Annotated in this window: 14 protein-coding genes; 2 read left to right on the forward strand and 12 right to left on the reverse strand. The window is 67.1% G+C overall.

What is annotated here, in order from left to right; all coding sequences use genetic code 11:
* Window positions 1–162 precede the first annotated feature (162 nt).
* Both HNR10_RS13805 and HNR10_RS13810 read left to right on the forward strand, forming a co-directional pair.
* Entirely contained in the window at window positions 163–2601 is a 2439-nt protein-coding gene (locus HNR10_RS13805) for a hypothetical protein (RefSeq protein WP_179823766.1), read from the forward strand.
* A 69-nt stretch (window positions 2602–2670) separates the two neighbouring features.
* Window positions 2671–2958 (forward strand): hypothetical protein, encoded by a 288-nt coding sequence (locus HNR10_RS13810; protein WP_179823768.1) that lies wholly within the window; start codon window positions 2671–2673, stop codon window positions 2956–2958.
* 109 nt (window positions 2959–3067) lie between these two features.
* Here HNR10_RS13810 and HNR10_RS13815 read toward each other — a convergent pair whose 3' ends face one another.
* The 12 genes from HNR10_RS13815 to HNR10_RS13870 all read right to left on the reverse strand — a co-directional run bounded on the left by HNR10_RS13815 (window position 3068) and on the right by HNR10_RS13870 (window position 19584).
* Window positions 3068–3382, reverse strand: a complete 315-nt coding sequence (locus tag HNR10_RS13815; protein WP_179823770.1) for an HU family DNA-binding protein — start codon at window positions 3380–3382, stop codon at window positions 3068–3070.
* 110 nt (window positions 3383–3492) lie between these two features.
* Window positions 3493–3789 carry a hypothetical protein gene (locus tag HNR10_RS13820; RefSeq protein WP_179823771.1) on the reverse strand — a complete coding sequence of 99 codons (297 nt, stop codon included), beginning with the start codon at window positions 3787–3789 and terminating at the stop codon, window positions 3493–3495.
* A 46-nt stretch (window positions 3790–3835) separates the two neighbouring features.
* Window positions 3836–5626, reverse strand: coding sequence for a hypothetical protein (locus tag HNR10_RS13825; RefSeq protein ID WP_179823772.1), 1791 nt, complete (start codon window positions 5624–5626; stop codon window positions 3836–3838).
* A gap of 131 nt (window positions 5627–5757) precedes the next feature.
* Window positions 5758–9759: a type IV secretory system conjugative DNA transfer family protein gene (locus HNR10_RS13830; RefSeq protein ID WP_179823773.1), complete on the reverse strand. Its 4002-nt coding sequence runs from the start codon at window positions 9757–9759 to the stop codon at window positions 5758–5760.
* A 156-nt stretch (window positions 9760–9915) separates the two neighbouring features.
* Window positions 9916–12234, reverse strand: coding sequence for a hypothetical protein (locus tag HNR10_RS13835; RefSeq protein ID WP_179823774.1), 2319 nt, complete (start codon window positions 12232–12234; stop codon window positions 9916–9918).
* Between the two features lie 101 nt (window positions 12235–12335).
* Entirely contained in the window at window positions 12336–14117 is a 1782-nt protein-coding gene (locus HNR10_RS13840; RefSeq protein ID WP_179823775.1) for an AAA family ATPase, read from the reverse strand.
* 222 nt (window positions 14118–14339) lie between these two features.
* Window positions 14340–15971 (reverse strand): zeta toxin family protein, encoded by a 1632-nt coding sequence (locus tag HNR10_RS13845; protein WP_179823776.1) that lies wholly within the window; start codon window positions 15969–15971, stop codon window positions 14340–14342.
* The gene (locus HNR10_RS13850; RefSeq protein ID WP_179823777.1) at window positions 15971–16207 is read right to left on the reverse strand and encodes a hypothetical protein; all 237 of its coding nucleotides are present in this window, start codon (window positions 16205–16207) and stop codon (window positions 15971–15973) included. The genes HNR10_RS13845 and HNR10_RS13850 overlap by 1 nt, the downstream gene beginning before the upstream one ends.
* Window positions 16208–16296: 89 nt before the next feature.
* On the reverse strand, window positions 16297–17343 hold the full coding sequence (locus tag HNR10_RS13855; protein WP_179823780.1) for an AAA family ATPase: 1047 nt from the start codon (window positions 17341–17343) through the stop codon (window positions 16297–16299).
* 39 nt (window positions 17344–17382) lie between these two features.
* Window positions 17383–17871 (reverse strand): hypothetical protein, encoded by a 489-nt coding sequence (locus HNR10_RS13860; RefSeq protein ID WP_179823782.1) that lies wholly within the window; start codon window positions 17869–17871, stop codon window positions 17383–17385.
* Between the two features lie 35 nt (window positions 17872–17906).
* On the reverse strand, window positions 17907–18551 hold the full coding sequence (locus HNR10_RS13865) for a hypothetical protein (RefSeq protein WP_312889261.1): 645 nt from the start codon (window positions 18549–18551) through the stop codon (window positions 17907–17909).
* Window positions 18544–19584: a hypothetical protein gene (locus tag HNR10_RS13870; protein ID WP_179823785.1), complete on the reverse strand. Its 1041-nt coding sequence runs from the start codon at window positions 19582–19584 to the stop codon at window positions 18544–18546. The genes HNR10_RS13865 and HNR10_RS13870 overlap by 8 nt, the downstream gene beginning before the upstream one ends.
* Window positions 19585–19623 lie beyond the last annotated feature (39 nt).

Below are 19623 nucleotides of genomic sequence, written 5' to 3' on the forward strand. Positions count from 1 at the left end.
GTGAACTCGTTCGAGGTGCCTCTGTGCCTCAGCATCGCACTCGTACCCCTGTGGCCCCGCGTCGTTCCTCCGACCGAACCATCGTGAGGATCACGGCATCTTCACCAATGGCGCTCCCCCATCCCTCCCCCATCCCCGCAGACATCAATAGAGAGGACGCCTGTGCCTCCGCGGTCACGTGAACCCCGTGAACAGGCCGAATCCACGACGGAGCGGCGTCTCCCCCCGCCCGCCCAGGATTCACCGGAGCGGGAAGACCAGCAGCGGATCGGTGAGGCCCTGCTGAACGACGACGGCCGTATCCAGGACACGCCCCAAGCCAAAACCATCGCCATCGAGGCCCTCGCCCGGCGGATGCGAACCCCGACGAGGGAACTCGCCGTCTCGGCGATCGGCCTGAACGTCGGAACGGACATGGTGGAAAGGCTCGGCGATCACCGATACGTCCTCGTGCCGTTCAACGAGGAGTACCCCTCGATGGGGGCCGACGTCCTGCACGTCGACGAACTCGACCCGGCTGCGGAGCCCAGGCACGCTTCGGACCGGGTCGTGCCCATGGACCGGCCCGAAGCCGACACCCTGGTACGTCAGATCGCCGTCAGTGAAGTGATGGGCGCCTGGGCCTACGGCTCCAACAACAACGTGCGCGCCCTGGCGATCCAGGAGGCCGCCAAGGAGGAATTCAACATCCCTCGAGTCCTGGAGTGGAGCATGGACTCGGCGATGCGCAAGAAGGTCGACATCGAACTGGGCTACAGCCGCAACGCGTACAAGGACTTTCTGCGCGCCCAGTGGGACATGACCCAGGAGACGCTCGCCCAACGCGGTATCTCGGAGTTGGTCGGCTATCGGACGCTGACCTGGGCTGAGGGAGATCCGCGACCCGAGTGGGCCGGACAGGAGGTCGGCTCCACCTTCCAGGCTCTCCACCGGCCGTTGGAGAGCTGGACCGCTGACCGCGAGGTCGCCGCCGCCTGGTTGGAGACCCGCGGCGGCCCCGGTGTGATCCTGGCCGAGCGCATACCCGCGGAGGACGTCCTGTCCGTCCCGCTGACCGGCATGGGCTACCTCGGTCAGAAGGAATGGGTCGCGCTCGCCAGTGAACGACCGACCATGATGGATGGCGTTTCCCTCGGGCGAGAGCAGGAACGTGCCGCGGAGCGTAGCGCCGCGAGCAGTGTCAAGGTCGGTGGCCCGGCTCTCGGAGGCGGCGCCCCGACGAGGACCCCGGATACCGAGGCCCAGGGCACCAACCCCCCTTGGCAGCCACTGGAGATCACGGGCCACCAGCTCGACCCCACAGACCTGTTCGACCACCAGACGGTCCGCACCCTCGAGGGAGACCAGCACCCGGGCTGGTGGCCCAAAGACGACTCCGGCTACGCCATCTCCAAACGCGACCTGGACTTCCTCGGCATCGATCCGGTCCAGATCAAGTGGTTGGCGGGCAAGGAAGCCCCAATGGGGATGACCCCGGAGCTCTATGACCAATTCGGCACGGAGCTGCTGGAGGCCCTGCAGCGGGACGGAATCCCAGCGGACCAGGTCGACATTCGACTCAAGGGAACCGCTTCCGGCTTCTTCTCGGGAATCCACAAGGAGCTGCCCCGCGAGGAGGCCATACCTGACCATCCCGAGGCGGTCGAGCGCATGCGGGCATGGTTCGGTGACAGCGGACAACGCCCGGTGCGCCGTCCGCACGACTCGATGTGGCGACTCGGCCTGGAGTCCGTACCGAGCGACTTCGATCTCGACATCAACAGCACCCGTATGATCCGCGCCGCCCGCGAGCACTGGGCTGAGGAGCATCCCGGCCGCTACTCGGGCGACTTCATGGGCGGGCACGGATACTTGGACAAGGACGCCGTCAAGGGCGCCTTCCCGCATCTGGCCGGCTGGACGGACACGTGGGAGAACAAGCTGGGGCGAGAGATCTCAGTGGGGGCCTTCGAGTCCAGCGGGCCCGTCGACGCGACCACATTCGGACGCACCCTCTCCGGGCACTTCCGCAGTACCGACTGGATCATCCACAACTCCGAGCAACCCTGGACTGAACGGAAGAAGAACCAGGCCCAGATCTGGTTGGCGGAGTACTGGAACCATGCGCAGGATCTGATCGAGCGTGGAGGGCTCACCCCGGAGACCGCCCCGACGATGCTGAAGCTGCATTCCCAAGCCGACCGCATGGCCACGTTCGCCTATGCGGGCCAGGATGAAGAGCTCATGGAACACGTCCGAAACCAGAAGGTGCAGAAGGCCGTGTTCCACGCGGGCCGGCTCGGTGTGGACAACGCCGCCCTGCCGCCGCACCCGGAGCAGTTCTTCTCCGCGACCGACGAGGAGAAGAAGCGCTATGCGGTCTCGATGAGACCTGACAAGGCTCCGGACGCCGGGAAACTCGCGGACACCGCGAAGGCGGCACCACGCCCCCAGAGCAGGCTGTCTCCCCCGGGCAGCGGGAACACCGCGCACGGCACCCAGATGACGGCGCGCCCCCAGCGGAGGCTGGCTCCCCCCGGTTCAGCGGGGAACAAGCCGTCCCCCTCCGGCAATGGCCGACAGAACCAGCGAAAGGATGAGGGCCCCGCCATGGAACGGTAGCGGTGAGGCCGCCCGCCAGGCTCCCAGCCAGAATCGACCCCGGACCGACCAAGACTCACGGAGGACATCATGCCCCGCAACCGAGTGGCCAGGACTCCCAGTCGGCGCTCACTCAGCCTGCGCCGTCTCCTCGGTGCCTGTATCGCCGTGGCGATGATCTGGGGCCTGTTCTGGCTACTCTTCCACTCAGGCCTGACCGATCCACTGTTGGAGATGGCCGCACCGGGCTACGAACGCCTGGTCGCCATGATCAACGACCCGCTGGGCATCGACTGGGGCGGGCGCCTGGTGACCATCGCCGCAATTCTCATTCCGCACCTGGGAATCCTCCTCTTCGTCTTCGACGAGAACGCCTGAGAGGGCCGCTCGGCGGGCCACGGCGCGGACAAGAAGAGCCCAGGAGGCGATACTTTTCCTCTTGGGCTCCTCCTGATCCCGCGCATCGAAACCGGCTGTGATTCCAGCATCACCGAGGCCGACCGATGCGCTGGTTGGTCTGGCGGGTCGCGCTGAACTTCAGCACGGAGTAGTCGTCGACCTTGTCCTCACCGCCCTTGGTGAACCTCACCGGGTGACCTTTGTGCCATTGGCGCTCAAAGCTACCGAAACCGGTCAGGATAAGGCGGTCGCCGCGGCGCACCACGTCCATGAGTTCGGCAATGGCGGCATCGTAGATATCAGAGACGACTTTCTTCGGAAGCCCGACGCGGCGCGCCACCGCCGCGATGAACGCGCGTTTGGTCACGCGCTCCGAACCCTCAGAGGTCTGGGTCGCCGCCATGTCCGGTCCTCCGTGTCGGTCAGGGCACACAGTCGTATTTTCACTCGTAGACGAGTCTATTTCGCCCTCTCCAGAGGGTCAAAGCACCGCTCGGCGCGCCGGAGGGGTGCTCAGTCGAACTCGCGGTCGTCGGTGAACTCTGTCTGTTCCTCCACCTCCACGACCTTGCGCGTACGCTTCGGCCGCGTTGCGCGATCATCGTTGCGCAGATTGTGCTGGGCGGCATCCATCCGTGATTGGGCCGCTTTCTGCGCGAATCCCAATCCCGAATCGACCGCTTGCCCCGCGGCCTGCCCGATACCGCCTCCCCGCTCGCGCCGCTTGGCCGCGTCCTCCTCCATTTCCTCCCACCGCTTGTGGTCCTCCGGCTCGATACCGAAGACCTTGAACCAGTCGACATCACTCATGGTTTCGCCTTTCTCTGTGATCGTTCTCTTTCTACCGCGTTGACTGTCAGCCACCGAGTTCAGGCCCTTTGTCCTGTTCCGGATCCGACCTCGCGGGAGTAATTCTCATCGCAGGACGAAACGACGGCGTATCGCTGGTCCTCTGCCCGGGGAACGCCCCGAGCCGCCTCGCCACCGCACTCGACGACGGGCGGTCCCCGGAAGGACCCAGCCGAGGCATGCCGCCTCCGCGCCGCTGTCCCGTGGCCGGGCCCGGACCCGTGTCCACGTCGATGACGTCCTCCTCGTCCCGTCCGCGTTCAGGGCTCTGTTCCGGTTCGCCCCGGCCCCGCGGCCCCCGCTGCTCGCGATCGGTCCACGCGCGGTCGGCCTGCTCTCCGAACCCACTGTTCTCGCTGATCAGATCGCGCATACGCTGTTCCCACTCGGGCCCCAGGCTCTGTCGCCACTGGGCCACCTTCTGCGGGTGCGTCTGCTCCATGGCCTGCAGTGACTCGACGAACCCGCCCACGTAGACCAGCTTCTGGTCCGACTCGCTGATCCCGTCGCCGCGCATGGACGCGAACATCGCCCGCGCCCTGTTCAGCCGCGCATGTGCCGAGGGATCCCCGGTCCGCTCGACCGCCTCGGGGTGGTGCAGGATCGTGGAACCGACGACGTACTGCTCCATGACCGCATGGAACTCGGCCGGGCTCCTCGTGCTGGTGAGTTCGGCGTACATGGTCCGGGCCACCTCGGCACGATGCTCGTCGGTACCCATCGGCTCGCGCAGCGAGAACGTCCCGCCGGTGATCACGTCGCCGTTGTGGGCGTCGACGTAGTCACCTTCCCGGACCTTCCCCGTCCGCTTGGTGTCCTCGGCGTCGGTCGTCGCCGGTTCGGACCTGACGAACCGGCCGTGCCCCAGTTCGGCGAAGACCGCCGCCTGCTCGGGGGTGCGTTCGACGAGCTGACCGACGATGCCCCGCATGTCGCGCGCGACCTCCTCGCGGTCCAGGCCGTCCTCGTCCACACAGTCGTAGAGCGCGCCGAGGGCGCTCTCGTAGTTCTGCCTGACGAGGTCCCGGTCCACGCCGGGCATGCGCATCTCGTCGTAGGCGTTCAGGACGATCCCCACGTGCGCCAGTGCGGCGCTGTGCTCGGTGAACAGGTCGCGTCCGCCGCGTTCCAGCCGTTCGAGGCGCTCCAAGCGCCGGCGGTGCGTCCACCCGGACGGGCCCCGCATACCATCCCGTCCCTCGCCGGTCCGGTCGAAGTGCTGTGCCTCCTTCGCACGTGCCTTCTCGCCCTGGGCGGTGATCCTCGCCTCGCGCCGGGTCGGCCCGTCGATGGCGGCGGCCATCTGCCCGGCGTACTGGCCCGTCACGGTGCGGAAGTTGGGCGAGAGGAGCCACATCGCCGCGCCCATGCCCACGGTGGTGAGCACGCTCTGCGCGTTGATCCCGCCTCTGAGGGGTTCCAGGCACTGGATCACCATCTGCTGGACAAAGGCCCGGTGCAGGTCGTTCAGCTGTCGGCCCTGGTCCAGCCTGGACGCACCCGGCGAGGCGATGCGTGAGGTCCGCAGGTGGCGGAGGAACTCGTCCTGCGCGCGCTGTGCCTCAAGCTCGAGCCCGACCAGTCGACCACCGTCACGTCCGGCCCGGCGCTGCCTGTCGGCCGGTTCGCGGTCGTACCGCTCGCGCCGGGGCCGCGGGGAGTCGGGCCTGCGCCTCGTACGGCCCGGACGCCGAACCTCCTCGCCGCCGCCGCGCGCCTCGGCGTCCGGGGCCTCCTCTGCGGAGTCGGGGGCCGGGAACGTCTGGGCGTTCAGCGTCCTCTTCCTACGCTTCGCCACGACCGCCTCCGTCCTCGTCCGTCCTGGTGGCCCCACCTGAACACGCGCCGCTCCGCCTGCCGCGGTCACTTCGTCCGTCAGCCATGTCACCGTCCCTGGCCTGCCTCTGTCCCATACCTCTGACCTCCCGGCTAGCCGTCGTCACGCATCGTGGCGGCCATCGCCCGGTCGAACTCGCCGCGGGCCAGGCCCAGCCAGTTCTCCCGCTCGGCAAGGAACTCGTAGAACGCTCCGTGCACCCGGAACCCGTGCAGGTCGGTCAGGTGCTCCGGGTCCTCGGTGAACACCCGCTCGGTCTCGCTCTCGCCGGCCTGCTGGAGCCGCCGCATCGCCTCGGACTCGTCCTGGCGGGAGATGTAGACCTGCGATCCGTCGGCACTGCGCAGGGCTCCGTCGGGGCTCACCGAGAAGTGGGCGCCGTCCCGCTCCAACGCCGACCGCACCGACTTGTACGCCTCGACGATCTGGGCGTCCAGCGGGCTGTCCAGCGCGCCCGCGTGCGGTCGCGCCGGATCGGAGGAGAAGTGGACCAGCATGTCGCGGCTGATCAGGTTGTCCGCGTAGCGCAGCCGGCGGAACTCGGTCATCCTCGCCTGCTGGGAGTCGACCGCCTGCTGGGTCGCCGTGTCGAACTCCCAGGGCATGTCCAGGTCGATGGCCTGCTCGAGGTCCTCCAGGTCGACGTCGTCGGAGCCGCCCAGGTCGTGTTCCTCGGCGTAGGCCTCCCCACGGGCGGCGTCGACCAGCTCCATGACCTCGTTGGCGTAGGTGTCGGGGTCCAGCCGCGCGACGTCGACCTCGGAGAGGCCGTGGACCTTCTTGTGCTTCTCCCTGCACTCGGCGGTCAGCTCGGCCTGCTGGATGCGCTTGGCCAGCATCGCCTCGAAGTCGGGCTGGTTCATCCGCACGTCGAAGTCGACCGCGTTCGACAGCGTCGGGATGGTCTGGAGGGTGTAGTCGTGCCCGGGGTGGTTGATCGTGTCCTGGAACATGCGCCAGGACATCGGCAGGATCGTCTCGTTGCGGTTCCACACCGGCGAGTCACCCGCACGGAAGACGATCGAGTTGCGCTCGGAGATGAAGGCCATGTCGTTGTAGGAGATGACCGGCTCTTCCTTGGTCGACATGGTGTAGGAGACCTTGCCCTCGACACTCATGCCCTTGACCACGTGGCCCTTGTCCTGGGTCACGGTCTTGGAGTCCATGTAGGTGGTGTGGCGCTTGCCGGACATCTTCTCCAGCGTGTCGAGCATCGAGTCGTCGGTGCTCTTGAGGAAGACGATGTTGGAGGTGTTGCCCTGCACGATCTTGTCCACGGACTCGCCGTAGACGTCGCGCAACTGCTGAAGCGTCTGGAGGATGAGCGTGAACTGCTGCTCCTGGCCCAGTCCGATCGACAGCATCGTCTCGAAGCCGGAGATGCCGTGCCCCTCCGACTGGAGGTTGCCCAGCTCGTCGAGCATGAACCGGGTCTTGTACAGCGGCTTCTGGTTCTCCTTGGTCATGTACGACTTGTCGAAGTTCAGGTCGACCAGTTGTTTGATCAGGATGAGGATGAGCTTGGCGTACTTCATCAGGTGCGGCGGTGTCACCAGGAACACCACCTTGGGCTGCTCCGAATAGCGCACCATCGTCTGCGTGATCGCGTTGGCCCGACCCATCTCCTTCTGGGGCAGGTCCGCTGTGACGTTGGTCAGCCGCACCTGCGGGTAGGTGGTGTTCCCCGGTGCGAACGAGCCGTCACCCTGTTTCCTCAGCTCCAGCAGGATCCCGTTGCGGATGATCTTCTCGCCGGTCACGGGGTCGGTGACGTAGAACCGGCCGTTGAGCGAGGTCTGGTAGTCCTTCTTGAACTTGAAGTAGTAGGTGCGGATCAGCATGCCCGTCTGCGGGTTCAGCAACCGCAGTCGGATGTAGGCGACGTCGTCCGCGAACTTGCCCTTGAAGTAGTAGCGGGCCCAGCCTTCGCGGGAGACGATGTCCTCGTGCTCGAAGTCCTTCCCGAGCACCTGCTCGAACCTCTCGTCGGCGTAGGCGTCCCACTTGGCCTGAGCGCCGATCAGGTGGTCGCGCTTGAGGTAGTTCATGGCGAAGCGCACGCCCATGCGGCGCGGGAAGCTCAGGCCGCCGAGGTCGGTGTTCTGACTCGGGGTGCCGGAGGTGAGTGTGGAGATCGTCGGGTCGGCGAAGAAGCTCATTGCCGTGATCGCGATGCCGTAGACACTGGCCAGCATCTTCTCGGCCGCGCCCATCGCCCGCAGGGCGTTGTCGGCGTTGCCGACCAGGGTCCGCATCGAGTTGGTCGGCAGCCCGTTGGTGGCGTTGAAGAACAAGGTGAGCATGTCCAGCTCCTTCTTGTCCTCCCAGAGGAACGCCTTGTTCTCGGCCTCCACCAGCGCGGCCTCGGCTTCGGCCTCGCGGAACGTGCCGTCCTCCAGGCTCCCGTAGTCGCCCCTTCGGACGCTCTCCTCGACCAGGTCCACGGGATTCTTCACCTTCTTGGCCGAGAGCTGCACGAACAGCTGATAGCAGTTGTACAGCGTGACCTTGCCCCACTTCTCGTCGAGCTTGGTCTCCAGGACCTTGGGATCCATGTCCACCCGGGCGGCGTAGGCACGCAGTTCGCGCTCCTCCTCCAGGTAGAAGTCGATGAGGCCGTAGGCGGCGCGCTTGAAGGCGTTGCTGGCGGCGTTGGGCCACACCGGGTCCTCACCGCCGTCGAGCGGGAAGAAGACGTCGGCGATGTTCTCGATGTACATCGCGCACTTGGTCGAGTCGCCCTCACGGGCGGCTTCGGCTGCCATCCCGAGCGGGTTGTAGATGTCGGTCTTCATCGCGTTGATCAGGTTGAACTGCACCACCTGGAAGCCGCGCATCGTCGCTCGCACGTAGTGCTTGACCAGGAGTTCGCCCTTGGGGTCGTTGATGACCATGTTGTTGGGGCTCTTCTCGCGCAGCCACATGTCGATCATCGGCTCGATGTACGTCTGGCCCTTGCCGGCGCGAGTGATGGCCAGGACCATGGTGTTGACCGGGGCGGTGTCGACGATGTACGCGCCGGCCGGGCGCTGCACTTCGTACTCGGGGAACTCCCAGTCGGCGTTGATCATGTCCGCGACGGTCTTGTGCTCTCCGAGCTTGCTGCGGTCCTTGCCGTCCGGGTTGTAGGGAATCCTGGTGGTGTCGAACCGCTTGCGGATCTTCCTGTCCTTCGGCAGACCGGAGGCCTCGAACAGGTCTTCGCCGAACTTCTCGTCGATGAGCGGCGCCTTCGTGGTGATCGCCCGATCGTCGTCGTCCCGCAGGATCTCACCCTTGAGGAACTCGACGTCGCCGTCGGAGTCGAGGACGTCCTCGTCCGCCCGTTTGGCGACCTCGATCGATTTGAGGCCCTTGCGGGCCGCCATGACGTGGCTGATCATGGACGACGGCTGAACGGAGCTGTGCGCGCCCACGTCGGGGAACCAGTCGAACTTGCGGACGACCTCGTCCGGCAGGGCGATGTGCTGGTCGCCCTGGTACTGGTTGATGTCGCTGGTGTCGTGCAGCAGGTTCTGTGCGTCCCGGTTGCGCATGAGCAGCAGGTAGGCCAGGCCGAACGTGATCAGGCCGGCGCCGAGCGACACGGCGAGCTTGACCCAGGTCACGTGGAGGAACCACCCGGGGAACGCGTCCGGCTCACCCTCGCGCCCGGCGTCGATCTGCTCCTGCTGCGCGGCGACGTCGTCGAGGACCCACTGGGGCGGGTCCGCCAGGGCCTCGTCCTCGGTCTCGTGACACGGCTGGTCGGGGACCACCTGCCCGTCCTCATCGAGGATGCGGTAGCAGTACTGCGTCGTCGACATCTGCTCGCGTTCGACGAAGTCGGGGACGGTGGGCCCGCCGATCGAGGAGCTCACGGCGCTCACGGTGAACTGGCCGACCGACCACAGCGCCCACACCAGCACGGCGACGAGCAGTCCCGCCACGATCGCGATCATGGTGCGTGCGGTCCGGGTCCGTTTGCGTTCGATGCGCGAACGGTCGAGCTGCTGGGACTCGTAGATGTCGCGGTTGGCGAGCGTCTCCTCGGCACTGCGGGAGGAGAGTTTGTCCCACGCGCTCGCTTTAGGGCTGGAGCCCCTCCTGGCCATGAGGCGAGCCTTTCTCTTGACGTGTACGCCGGAAGGCGCTGGTCTTACTGCTCTGTCAGTCGACATGACAGCGCGTTCGGAGTCCCTCGACCCATGTGGTCAGGGCACCACCCGTCTCGTCGAGGGTGGCGCCCCGAAGACATCACCGGACACGCCCTAGACGATCCACGCGGGGATGATCATCGCGCTTGCGCTCGTGGTCGACCCGTATCCGAGTGTCCAGCCGACGATGACGCCCACGGCGATGGAGATCAGCACCAGCACCGCCGCCAGAAGCACGAGGAGCTTGGTGAAGCGGCTGTGCACGTGGCTGGTCCGCTTCAACTCCTCGATGTAGGAGCGCTTGTCGCCCTCGAGTTCGTCGATCCTGCCGCGGTACTGCCGGTGCATACTGTCGGCCATGTCCTGCATCTGGGCGTGCAGGTCCTGGTACAGCTGGTTGGCCGAGCGCAGCTTCTCGTCCTTGATGTGGGCCTCGTGCCGCCATCCCCCCTCACGCTCGCGCAACCGGGCCTCGGCCCGCTCGCGCTCGCGCTCCAGTTCGGTCTCCAGCCGGCGCACCCGGTTCTCCCGGTCGGCGTTGAGCTCCTCCACCCGGAGGGTGTGCTCGGCCTTGAGATCCTCGACCTGGGTGTCCAGCCGCAGCTGCTCGGCCAACACCTCGGCGCGGGCGATGTCGTGCTTGAGGTTGTCGCTGATGAAGCGCGTCAGCTTGGCGTTCCACTGCTCCAGCAACTCCATCTCCGCTTCGCGCTGCTTGGCCTCGCGCTCGGCGAGCAGTTGGAAGGTGCGTGTGGTGCCCAGACGCATCCGTGTGTGCGCGTCCTTGCGCCGCATCTCCAGCACGCGCCGGCGCTGGTGGGCGTAGCGCTCTTCGTTGCGGCGCTCGATCTCGGGGGCCACGTCGGCGAGCTTGCGTTCCAGCTCCGGGCGGAACCGGTCCCAGAACACCTGCCTGGCGTGGGCCGCGGCGACCTCGGCACGCTCCTCGGCGTCCTTCTCGTAGCGCCGGGTGATCTCCGCCCGTCGGGTCCCGACGTCCTCGGGCACCCTGGCCTTGAGGTCGGCGAACTCCTGCTCCGCCGCGGCCGAAAGCGTCTGGTAGACCGAACCCTCGTGGTGTTCGTCGACCTCACGCATGACCGACTCGGCGTGCAGGCTCATGGTCTCGACGAAGAACTGGCGCAGCGCCCGCCTGTGATCGCTGTGCAGCTTCGTCAGCTCGGTGTTGGCCTGCTCGGCCATGACGGCGATCTGCTCGCCGAGCCAGTCGGAGACCTCGTCACCGAACTCCAGCCGTACTGACGGTGCCCGAGTGTCGAACGCCGCCTCGAACTCGGAGTACGGGATCTCCAGACCCAGTTCGTCGGAGAGGAAGCGCCGCGCGATGGTCTCCCGCACCTGTTCTTCGGCGAACTCCCGGCCCCTGTTCTGTTCGGCGTAGTGCGTCCAGGCAGGGTCCTGCGCCCCTCCTTCTTCCGTCACGAAGCCCCGGCCTTCGTTCTCTTCTTCGCCCTCTTCGTCCTCGTCGTCGTACGTGCCGTCCTCGTCCGCCACGTCCTCGTACACGCCGTCGTCGTCCACCTCGTCGTCGTAGACGTCGGACTCGTCGCCGCCGGGGTCATCGTCGAACAGGTCCACTGAGAACTCGCCGTCGACCGGGGAGTCGTCCCCCGGCTCCTCGTCGGTGCCCGCTTCAGGGGTGGGAACCGCGGCCACCGGGCCCGGCAGGTGGCCGATGTGGTCGGGGCCCGGCGGGGCCGGCGGGGCCGGCGGTGCGGCCGGAGGCTGCGGGGTCGGCGCCGGCGTGGCGACGGTGGTGGCTGACGGGGCGGCGTTCGCGCCGTTCGGAGCGGCCATGGGGGTCCCGGTCGCGTCAATGGCCTGGGTCCAGGCCCACATCTGCGGCAACCGATCGGCCAGGCTGGAGCTGCCGTCGGCGATCGCCACCGCCTCGGCGTAGGTGGTCCCCTCGTCGATGACGGCCCCGACCACCAGTTCCTGGCGGTCCTGGCTCGGGCTCAGCACCATCCAGTAGTACGTGGCGCCGGTGAGCATCGAGTACTCACCCATCCGCTCCAGCGTCTGCGCGGTGGGGATGATACCGAGGACTTCCTCGTCCAGGAGTTGGCGGGTGGTGACGGTCTGGATGAGGTCGTGGTTGATGAGCTCGATGAGCGAGCCCTTGGCCTCGTCCTTCTGCTGTTTCTTGCTCAGGCCGCCGATGTTCTCCACAGGCAGGGCCAGGGCCGCCCAGGAGTTGCCGCCGGGCAGGACGAAGCGCTCGTTGCGGCTCAGGAGGTCGATCGCGGCGTTGACGGTGCTCTCCCGCACCACGCTCGCCAGCATCTCCTCGGGCTTGCGCCGCTTGGTGCGCTTCTTGCCGTCGCCGCTCGGCGATGCGGCCGCGTCCGAACCATCAGAGGGCGTGCCGTCGGTCTTCCCCTTCTTCCACATGTTGTCGATGAGTCCCATCGGCACATCCTCTCGCTCTCACCATGGTGTCTGGAATCAGCTCGTTTATCAGCCTGAGCAGGGCAATCATCAGTCGGTGGGCCGCCGCCCCGCGCGCCGCGTCAGCGCGCGGCGGCCACCTCGATATGGGACTCGCTCTTGAGCAGACCCTTGTCCTCGCTGCGCATCGTGCCGCGTACGTCCACCCGCAGGACCCGCTCGTGCGTGTGGGCGTTGACGAACGCGGCGATGGCGGTGGTGACCTCGTCGGTCATCTTCGCGATCGCCGCACGTGCGCCGCCCGCGTTGGAGTCGGTGTCGGCGTGGTCGTCGATGAGGTACTGGAGGACCCGTTCGGCGATCTCGACCCGGACCCCGTGCTTGACCATGACCTCGCGACGCATCTGGCGCAGCTTGTTCTTCACGATCTTGCGCTGGGTCTCGCGCGAGAGCGGCTGGAAGGGGACGATCGCGTCGATGCGGCCCAACAGCTCGGGCGGGAACTTGTTGTCGCCCTGCGTGGTGGAGATGGACCGGCGGATCTCCTTCATCTTCTCCACCAGCTCCCGACCCGATCCGGAGTCGTCCACGTTGTACTGGGCGATCGTCTCGTAGATCTCCGATCCCGCGTTGGTCGTCAGCACGATGTAGGTGTTGAGGAACGACACCTGACGGCCGTTGTCGTTGGTGAGCCTGCCGTCGTCGAGCACCTGGAGCAGCACGCGCGTGACCGCCGGGGCGGCCTTCTCGATCTCGTCGAACAGCAGCACGGCGTGCCCCATGTCCCACACACGCTTGGTCAGCTCCGAACGGAACAGGTCCAGGGATTCCTCACGCGCGAACTCCGACATGTCGAAACGGATGAGGTGGCGCTGGTCGTCACCGAAGAGCAACAGGGCGAGCTGCTTGGTCAGCTCGGTCTTTCCGACTCCGGTACTGCCCGTGAAGAGAAACGACGACATGGGCTTGGTCTTGTCGTTCAGATCGGCGACGCAGACCTGCAGCCTCTTGGCGACCACGGAGGTGGCGAACTCCTGGGAGAACACCGCTTCGTCGAGCTGCCTCTTGATCTGCACCGCGTCGACTCGGAACGCCACATTGACGTTGGTTGACTCCATGAGGACGTCCGCGAGCAGGCCACGGTCCATCGGACGGCCGGTGTACCGGTGCCAGCCCACCATCGAGTCGAGGACCAGGATGGACTTGCGCGGCTGCGTCGAGGCCGGGATGTAGCGGTTGGTGTACTCGTAGATCATCTCGAAGATGTGGTCGTCGTAGAACTGGTCGGCCACCCCGTAGCGCCGGGCCATCCCCTTGAGAATCTCCACCGTGGTCTTCTGGTCGGGCGGGCTGACGTTGATGCGCTGGAGGCGTTCCATGAGCGGCTGGTTCGGTGCCACGTACTTGTGGAACTCGTCGAAGGTCGTGGCCGCGATGACGCGGATACCGCGCGCGCCCGACGCCGCCAGAACCGGCTTCAGTGCTTCGACGGAGGCAGCGCTGAGCTGCACCACCTGGTGGAACTCGTCGATGAACAGCACCAGCTCGACGTGTTCGTCGGAGCTGAACCTCTCGGCCTCGTCGAACAGCCCCTTGAGCAGTGCCGCCATTTCGTCGGGAGTCCTCAGACCGGCGATCATCCGAGCCAGGTCGACTTCCATGTAGACCCGTTTGACGTCTTTCAGCATCGCCGCCTGGACCAGGGCGGTCTTACCCGCACCGGCCGGGGCCAGCAGAAGGGCGTTGCACAGTTCGGGGCGGGCCATGGCCGCCATGAGCTGGGAGATCTCATGCTCGCGGCCGACGATCTCACGCTCGGGGGCTTTGAGGGGATCGCTGTACTGGGCCAGCTTCGGGTAGCGCTCGTCGCGGCCGTCGAGGGAACCATCCAGATTGGTGAACAACTGCTGCCGCCTTCGTGGACGAGAAGGTCATGACCTCATCTCGTTCTTCCTCATAAATCAGGACAATCGTAGCACGCCACACACAGCTGACACCAGACGCGAAGCGCGTTCTTGCCATGGCCGAAAACACAACAAAGAAAGGCGGGTTGCAGTGCCCACCCGAAGAACGAAAGACAAGGAAGAGAGAGGAATTCTCGTAATTCAGGTGTATCGACACGGCCATCAGCCGCCGGGCTGGTTACCATCCGACTCGTTCTGGCGCTGATCACGCTCATAAACCGCGCTGGTGTTCGGGTGCAGCAGCGCCGCATAGGACCCGGGTTCCTTGGACGGCGTCCTCACCGAGAGCGTCTGCGGGCGTCGCCCATAACCGTGCAGGTCGTCGTAGACTGCCCACTCGGTTCGGAGTGCCGCCAGCGACATCATCGACGGCTTCGGCGTCTCCCAGACCGCGCTGGCAGTCTTCTCCTCACCCTCCCCGGCCGCGCCCTGATAGCTCTCCAGGGTCTCTTCAGGGCTGCCGAACGAGGCTTGGGGCTCCTTGCCGCGCTCTGGAACCTTGGCTACGCTCGGCGTCCTCTCGGTGCCCTCCAAGGTGGCCTGGTCAGCGCGAAGGCGGACCTCACGCTCCTGTGCCGTCTCCGGCTTACCCAGCGCTTCCCACGACGTGATCGCAGCGGTGGTCTCCTCTTCGCTCATGCCCGAGAGCAGCATGTCGAACCGTGAGGCCGCACGGTCACCCCGTTGCGCGCGCAGGTCGTCCACGACCACCCGGTCCGCCAGCTCTAGGTCGGGCTCCTGCCCGGGTGCACCCGTCTCATGCTGCTGGCCCGGCTCAGTGGATGCGGGCCTGTCACTCACCCAGCCATCGAGCCGGGAGTCCAACTCCTCATCGCGAAGGTCGACCGCCGTGTCTGGTGCTTGTTGTAGGCGGGTCAGGTGCTCGCTGAGCATCTCGCGGGCTTGCGCGTCGTGTGGGAAGGCGATACTGGCCGCGTGGTCGGCGATCCGTCCCAGGTACTCCACTGTGGGTCGGGTGACCTCGTTGAGCTGGCCTCGGATCGCCAGTTCACGTGTGCTGGCCACGTAGCCCTTCAACCAGGCGTTGGCCGCCTCAGGGGAGAGCGGAGCGTCGCGTGCGACTTTCGTCGCGACCACGGCGGCCCCCGGTGTCGGATTCCCCCACTCCCCGGTGGGCGTACGGGTGTTGGTGAGTAGGTCCTCCCCTGTTCTGTTGGCAACGCTCAGACGCTGGATGTGAGGGCTGTCCTCCATAGCCTGGAGAGTGGCCGGGACCATCCGGTAGGAGATGTCGTGCGCCTCGGCCGGCGTCCAGCGGGCTGCGTTCTCTGGAGCCTCCAGGTAGCGGTCCACGGTGGAGAGCAGGCTGGTGCGCTCAGGAACGGCTAGTCCGACCACTTCCACTCGGTATCCCTGCCGGTAGAAGCGCTGGGCGGTCTGTGCGACCATCAGCGGGTTGCGGAAGGTGCCCTCCAACAGGACGCTGTAGCGCTCGGCCAGTGCGTAGTCCAAAGACCGGCGCAGAAGCTCCCCCGAGGCCTGCGCGGTCGCGTCGGGCATGGCCAGTTTGTCGGTTCGCATCACTTCGCGGTACCGAGGATGGAATGCCCGAAGCTCGTCTCCGATAATCGGGACGACCCCCTCATGGCGCTCCATGATGTTTTCGACAGCTCGGCTTTTGCCTGCCCCGGTCTGTCCTCCGACGAGCACCAGCACTGGATCGTCGGGGGTGGGGGTGTGTCTGCCAAACACGAATCTGCGCACACTGCGCCGAGGGCGCTCGAAGATATGGTCGAGCTGTTCCCGGGTGAGGTCGTACTCCTCGAACGCCATCAGCGCTCCAGCTCGGTAAGCTCCTCAGCCCAGCGGCGCGTGTGCTCGAGGATGGCCTCGCGGTCGTTGGGGTCCACCCGCCAGCGCTCATCGCGCAGGGCCATGAGCTTGGCGTCCCAGACCTCGTCTTCTTCCGGAGTCGCAGCATGCTCGCCAAGCTCGATGTACCGTCCGCTCAGGGCGGTTGCGGTGTCGACCATGACGTCGTACAAGACGGTGAGATCCTCGGTCATCATGTCTCCAGGGTGATCATTGGGTCAGTGAGGGGCGCTGTAGTCGTCATCGGTGGGTGCGGCACCGTCGGAACGAGGCGAAAAAGACAGGCTCAGCCACCGGGCTGGTAGTCGTCCGCCTCCTCCTGCCGCTCCCCGGCGGGGGACCACCGGTCGGCGCTCGTGCGGACCGGGGCAGTACTGCCCCCGGACGTGCCCTCGGGCTCGTCCCAGTCGAGGAAGCCGGACTCGGCTGACTGGTCCCACGCGCGGCCGGTGCCGCGCTCGGGGACGCCGGCCGGTGCTGCTTCGGTCCGGCTCGCCAGCGCCTGCCGCACGCCGGGGCCGATCCGCTCACGCAGCGCCCCCGCCGGGCTCTCGGGGTCATAGCCCGCATCGGTCTCCGTGGTGTCTCCGGTCTCCCGGCGCTGGGCCTCCAGTTCCTTCACAAGGCGGTCGAACTCGCTGTCGGAAGCCTGTCCGGTCGGGTTCACAGCCGCGTAGCGATGGCCGGGCCCGGCCGGCCGGCGGTGTTCGGCGTCATCGAGGTACTCGTCTGCGAACAGGTCCTCGATCGCCCCCGAGTGCGTGGGCACCGTGGATTCGGGTTCGACCGAAGCCCGCACCGGGCTCTCGGCGGAGTAGTCCGGGAAGTACTCGGCGAGCGTGTAGCCGCTGTTCTCCTCGGTGAGCACGGCGCTGTTCTGGTCGCGCACACCGGCGAAGACCAGCGGAGGCTGCTCGGCGTTCTCCGGTGCGACCACGAGGAAGTCCGCTTCGGCGGGCAGTTCCCACTCGATACCGGTCATCGACTCCGGCACGCGGAAGCGGGTGCCGAAGTAGCCCTTGCCGACCAGTTCGGCCAGCTGGGCGGGGTCGAACTCGTAGTAGGCGTCGAAACCGGGTTCGGCTCCCGCACGGTACTGCGTCTCAGTGATACCGAAGGGCAGTTCGACGTCGGGCCGGATCTGGACGATCTGGCCCCGCAGGTGCAGGTAGGGCCGGTAGTTCTGGTCGATGCCGTGGTGCAGCACCGTCACCGTCTCCATGTGCACGGTGATGTCGCAGGGCACAGCGTTCAGAGCCCGCACGTCGGCCTTGCCGTCCCGTGCCAAGCGGTGGAACCAGGGATCGGTGATCGGTAGGGGTGCGATCCTCATGGGGGCGTCTCGCTTCCGTGTCGGGGGTCGGCCGGCCGGTCAGTGACCGGCGCTGTCGGTGCTCTGGGCGGCGTCGGACTCCTCGCCCAGCAGCGCATGACGGGCCCGCTCAGCCAGACGGAGCTGGGCGCGCCACAGCGCGCGCATCGCGACCAGCACCAGGACGAAGACGAGGCCGATGAGGAAGACCGACGGCGCCAGCCAGTGCGCCAACTGCATCTCCAACGGCGAGGTGGGGCCGACGCCGGTCCCCGATGCCACCATGACGAACAGGTTGGGCACCAGGGTCACCGCCGCGAACATCGCCAGGACATAGCTGGCCAGAGCGGAACCGGCCACCAGGCCCCCACGCACGAGCGCCAACAGCGAGCGCGCTCCCGACTCCCCCAGACGCGCACGCAGGCGAGCGCCCAGAGGCGTCGCGGCCCTGTCCGCGTCGGCCTGCTTGGCCTCGGCGGCCCGCTGCGCGGCGCTCTTCTTCTGCCGTGGCTTGCGCGTGTTCTCGGGTCCGGTGGCGGCGGAGCTCATCGGTTCTCCTGTTGTGGGCTGACGGTGCGGGCGTACTAGGAGTGTTCGGGGGGGCCTTGGGTCCAGTCGGCGTCGATCTCGGTGATCGCGCCCTCGGCGTCGGTGGACCACTCCAGCGCCAGCGCCGCGACCGTGCGCTCCTCGTCGTCGGCGTTCTGGATCTCGACGAAGGCGAAGTAGGAGTAGTCCATGCCTTCGATACCGGTCAGCACGGGCTCGACCGGCCCCAGACGCGCCTGTGCGGCGGCGTCCAGGCCGGGGACACCGTCGCGTCCAAGTTCCTCGAACAGGGCCGGGTGGTCCTCGGCACCGGCCAGTCCTACCGACACGTCCTCTTCCTCCTCAACGGCCTCGCTCAGTAGGATGCGCACCGCCTCACGATCGTTCTCCAGACGTTCGGCACGAACCGCCGACGACCCCGCCAGCACGTCGGACCAGGCGTCGTGGAACTCGTCCTCGGCTGCCTGGGCCTCGGCCTGGCGTTCTTCCACCAGGGCCGCGACCTCGGCGCGGTCGGCGTCGTGGCCCGAGGAGGCCGACCACACGGACAGCCCGCCCATGGCCAGCATCAGGACGGCCACCCCCAGCGGGGCCCAGAACAAGACGCGCCGGAACACCTGCCGGCGGCGCTCGCGCTCGCGCTCGTAGGCCTCCATCTCGGCCAGGCTCACGTCACTCACCGTCCTCGGGCTCGTCACCCTGATCGTCCGCGCCATCGCCCGCGGCGTTGTCGTCGGCGGGGCCGTCGCCGTCGGCTTCGTCGGCTTCGTCGGCGGTGGAGTCCTCACCGGTGCCGTCCTCAGTGCCCTCCTCGCCCGCGGCCGCGACAGTGCCGAGCACCATGTCGTCGAACTTGTTGACCAACGGATCGAACCGACCACTGAGCCAGGCGACGGTCCGCCCCGTCTCTTCCTCCGTCAGTTTCCAGACCATGCGGATCGCCAGGTCCCGCTCGAGGACCTGCGCCTCATGGGCGGTCCAGGTGTAGCCGGACAGCGAAGCGTCGTCGAGGGCGGGTACCGCCGAGTGCCACTGGCTCACGGCGTCGAAGCCGTCGGAGTCGCGGGCGCTCGCGGTGAAGTGCGGCGTCAGCGCCCGTTCCAGACCGCCGATGGCGCTCTGGCGCAGTCCTTCGGCACAGGTGGTGAGCTCTTCCTCGGTGTAGTCGCGCGCGGTGGTCGGCAGGTCGTCGAGGTAGGGGTGGCACTCGTCGCGCCCTCCCGGCCCCGGTGTCTGCTCGGGCAGGCCGTCGGTGGTGATCGGCCCGGCATGGTCCAGGTAGGTGTTCTGCGTTTCGGCGAGGTCCTCGCCCACGGCCGTCGCCCGGGCCAGCCAGCGCCCGGCCTCGGTCTGGTCGGGCAGATCCTCGAGGCCCTGTTCGGCGGCGGTGACGCGCTCCTGCGCGTCGAAGCCGTCCTGGGCCTGTTCCTCCAACCCGGCCTGGTGGTGGGCGCTGATCGAGCCCGCCATGGCGAAGAGCACCAGCGCACCCAGCGCCACCAGACCGGTGGCCGACCAGTACCCGATGCGGATGAGGAGTACCCGGAGGCGCCCGACGGTCGGACGCCGCGGTGCGGGATCCTCCCCCTGTTGCTGCTGTTGCTCTTCCGGCTGCCCCAGGGAAGAGACCAGGCCCAGACGTCGCGCCAACCGATTGCCTTGGTCCGGGTCCGGAGCCGGAGGCCCGCCGGGGCTGTCCGATTCATCGGCCACGTCGGCCTCCTCCCTTCCGTGACGGAAGCTGTTTTTCCT

Source organism: Nocardiopsis aegyptia (assembly GCF_013410755.1).
GTDB classification, from domain to species: domain Bacteria; phylum Actinomycetota; class Actinomycetes; order Streptosporangiales; family Streptosporangiaceae; genus Nocardiopsis; species Nocardiopsis aegyptia.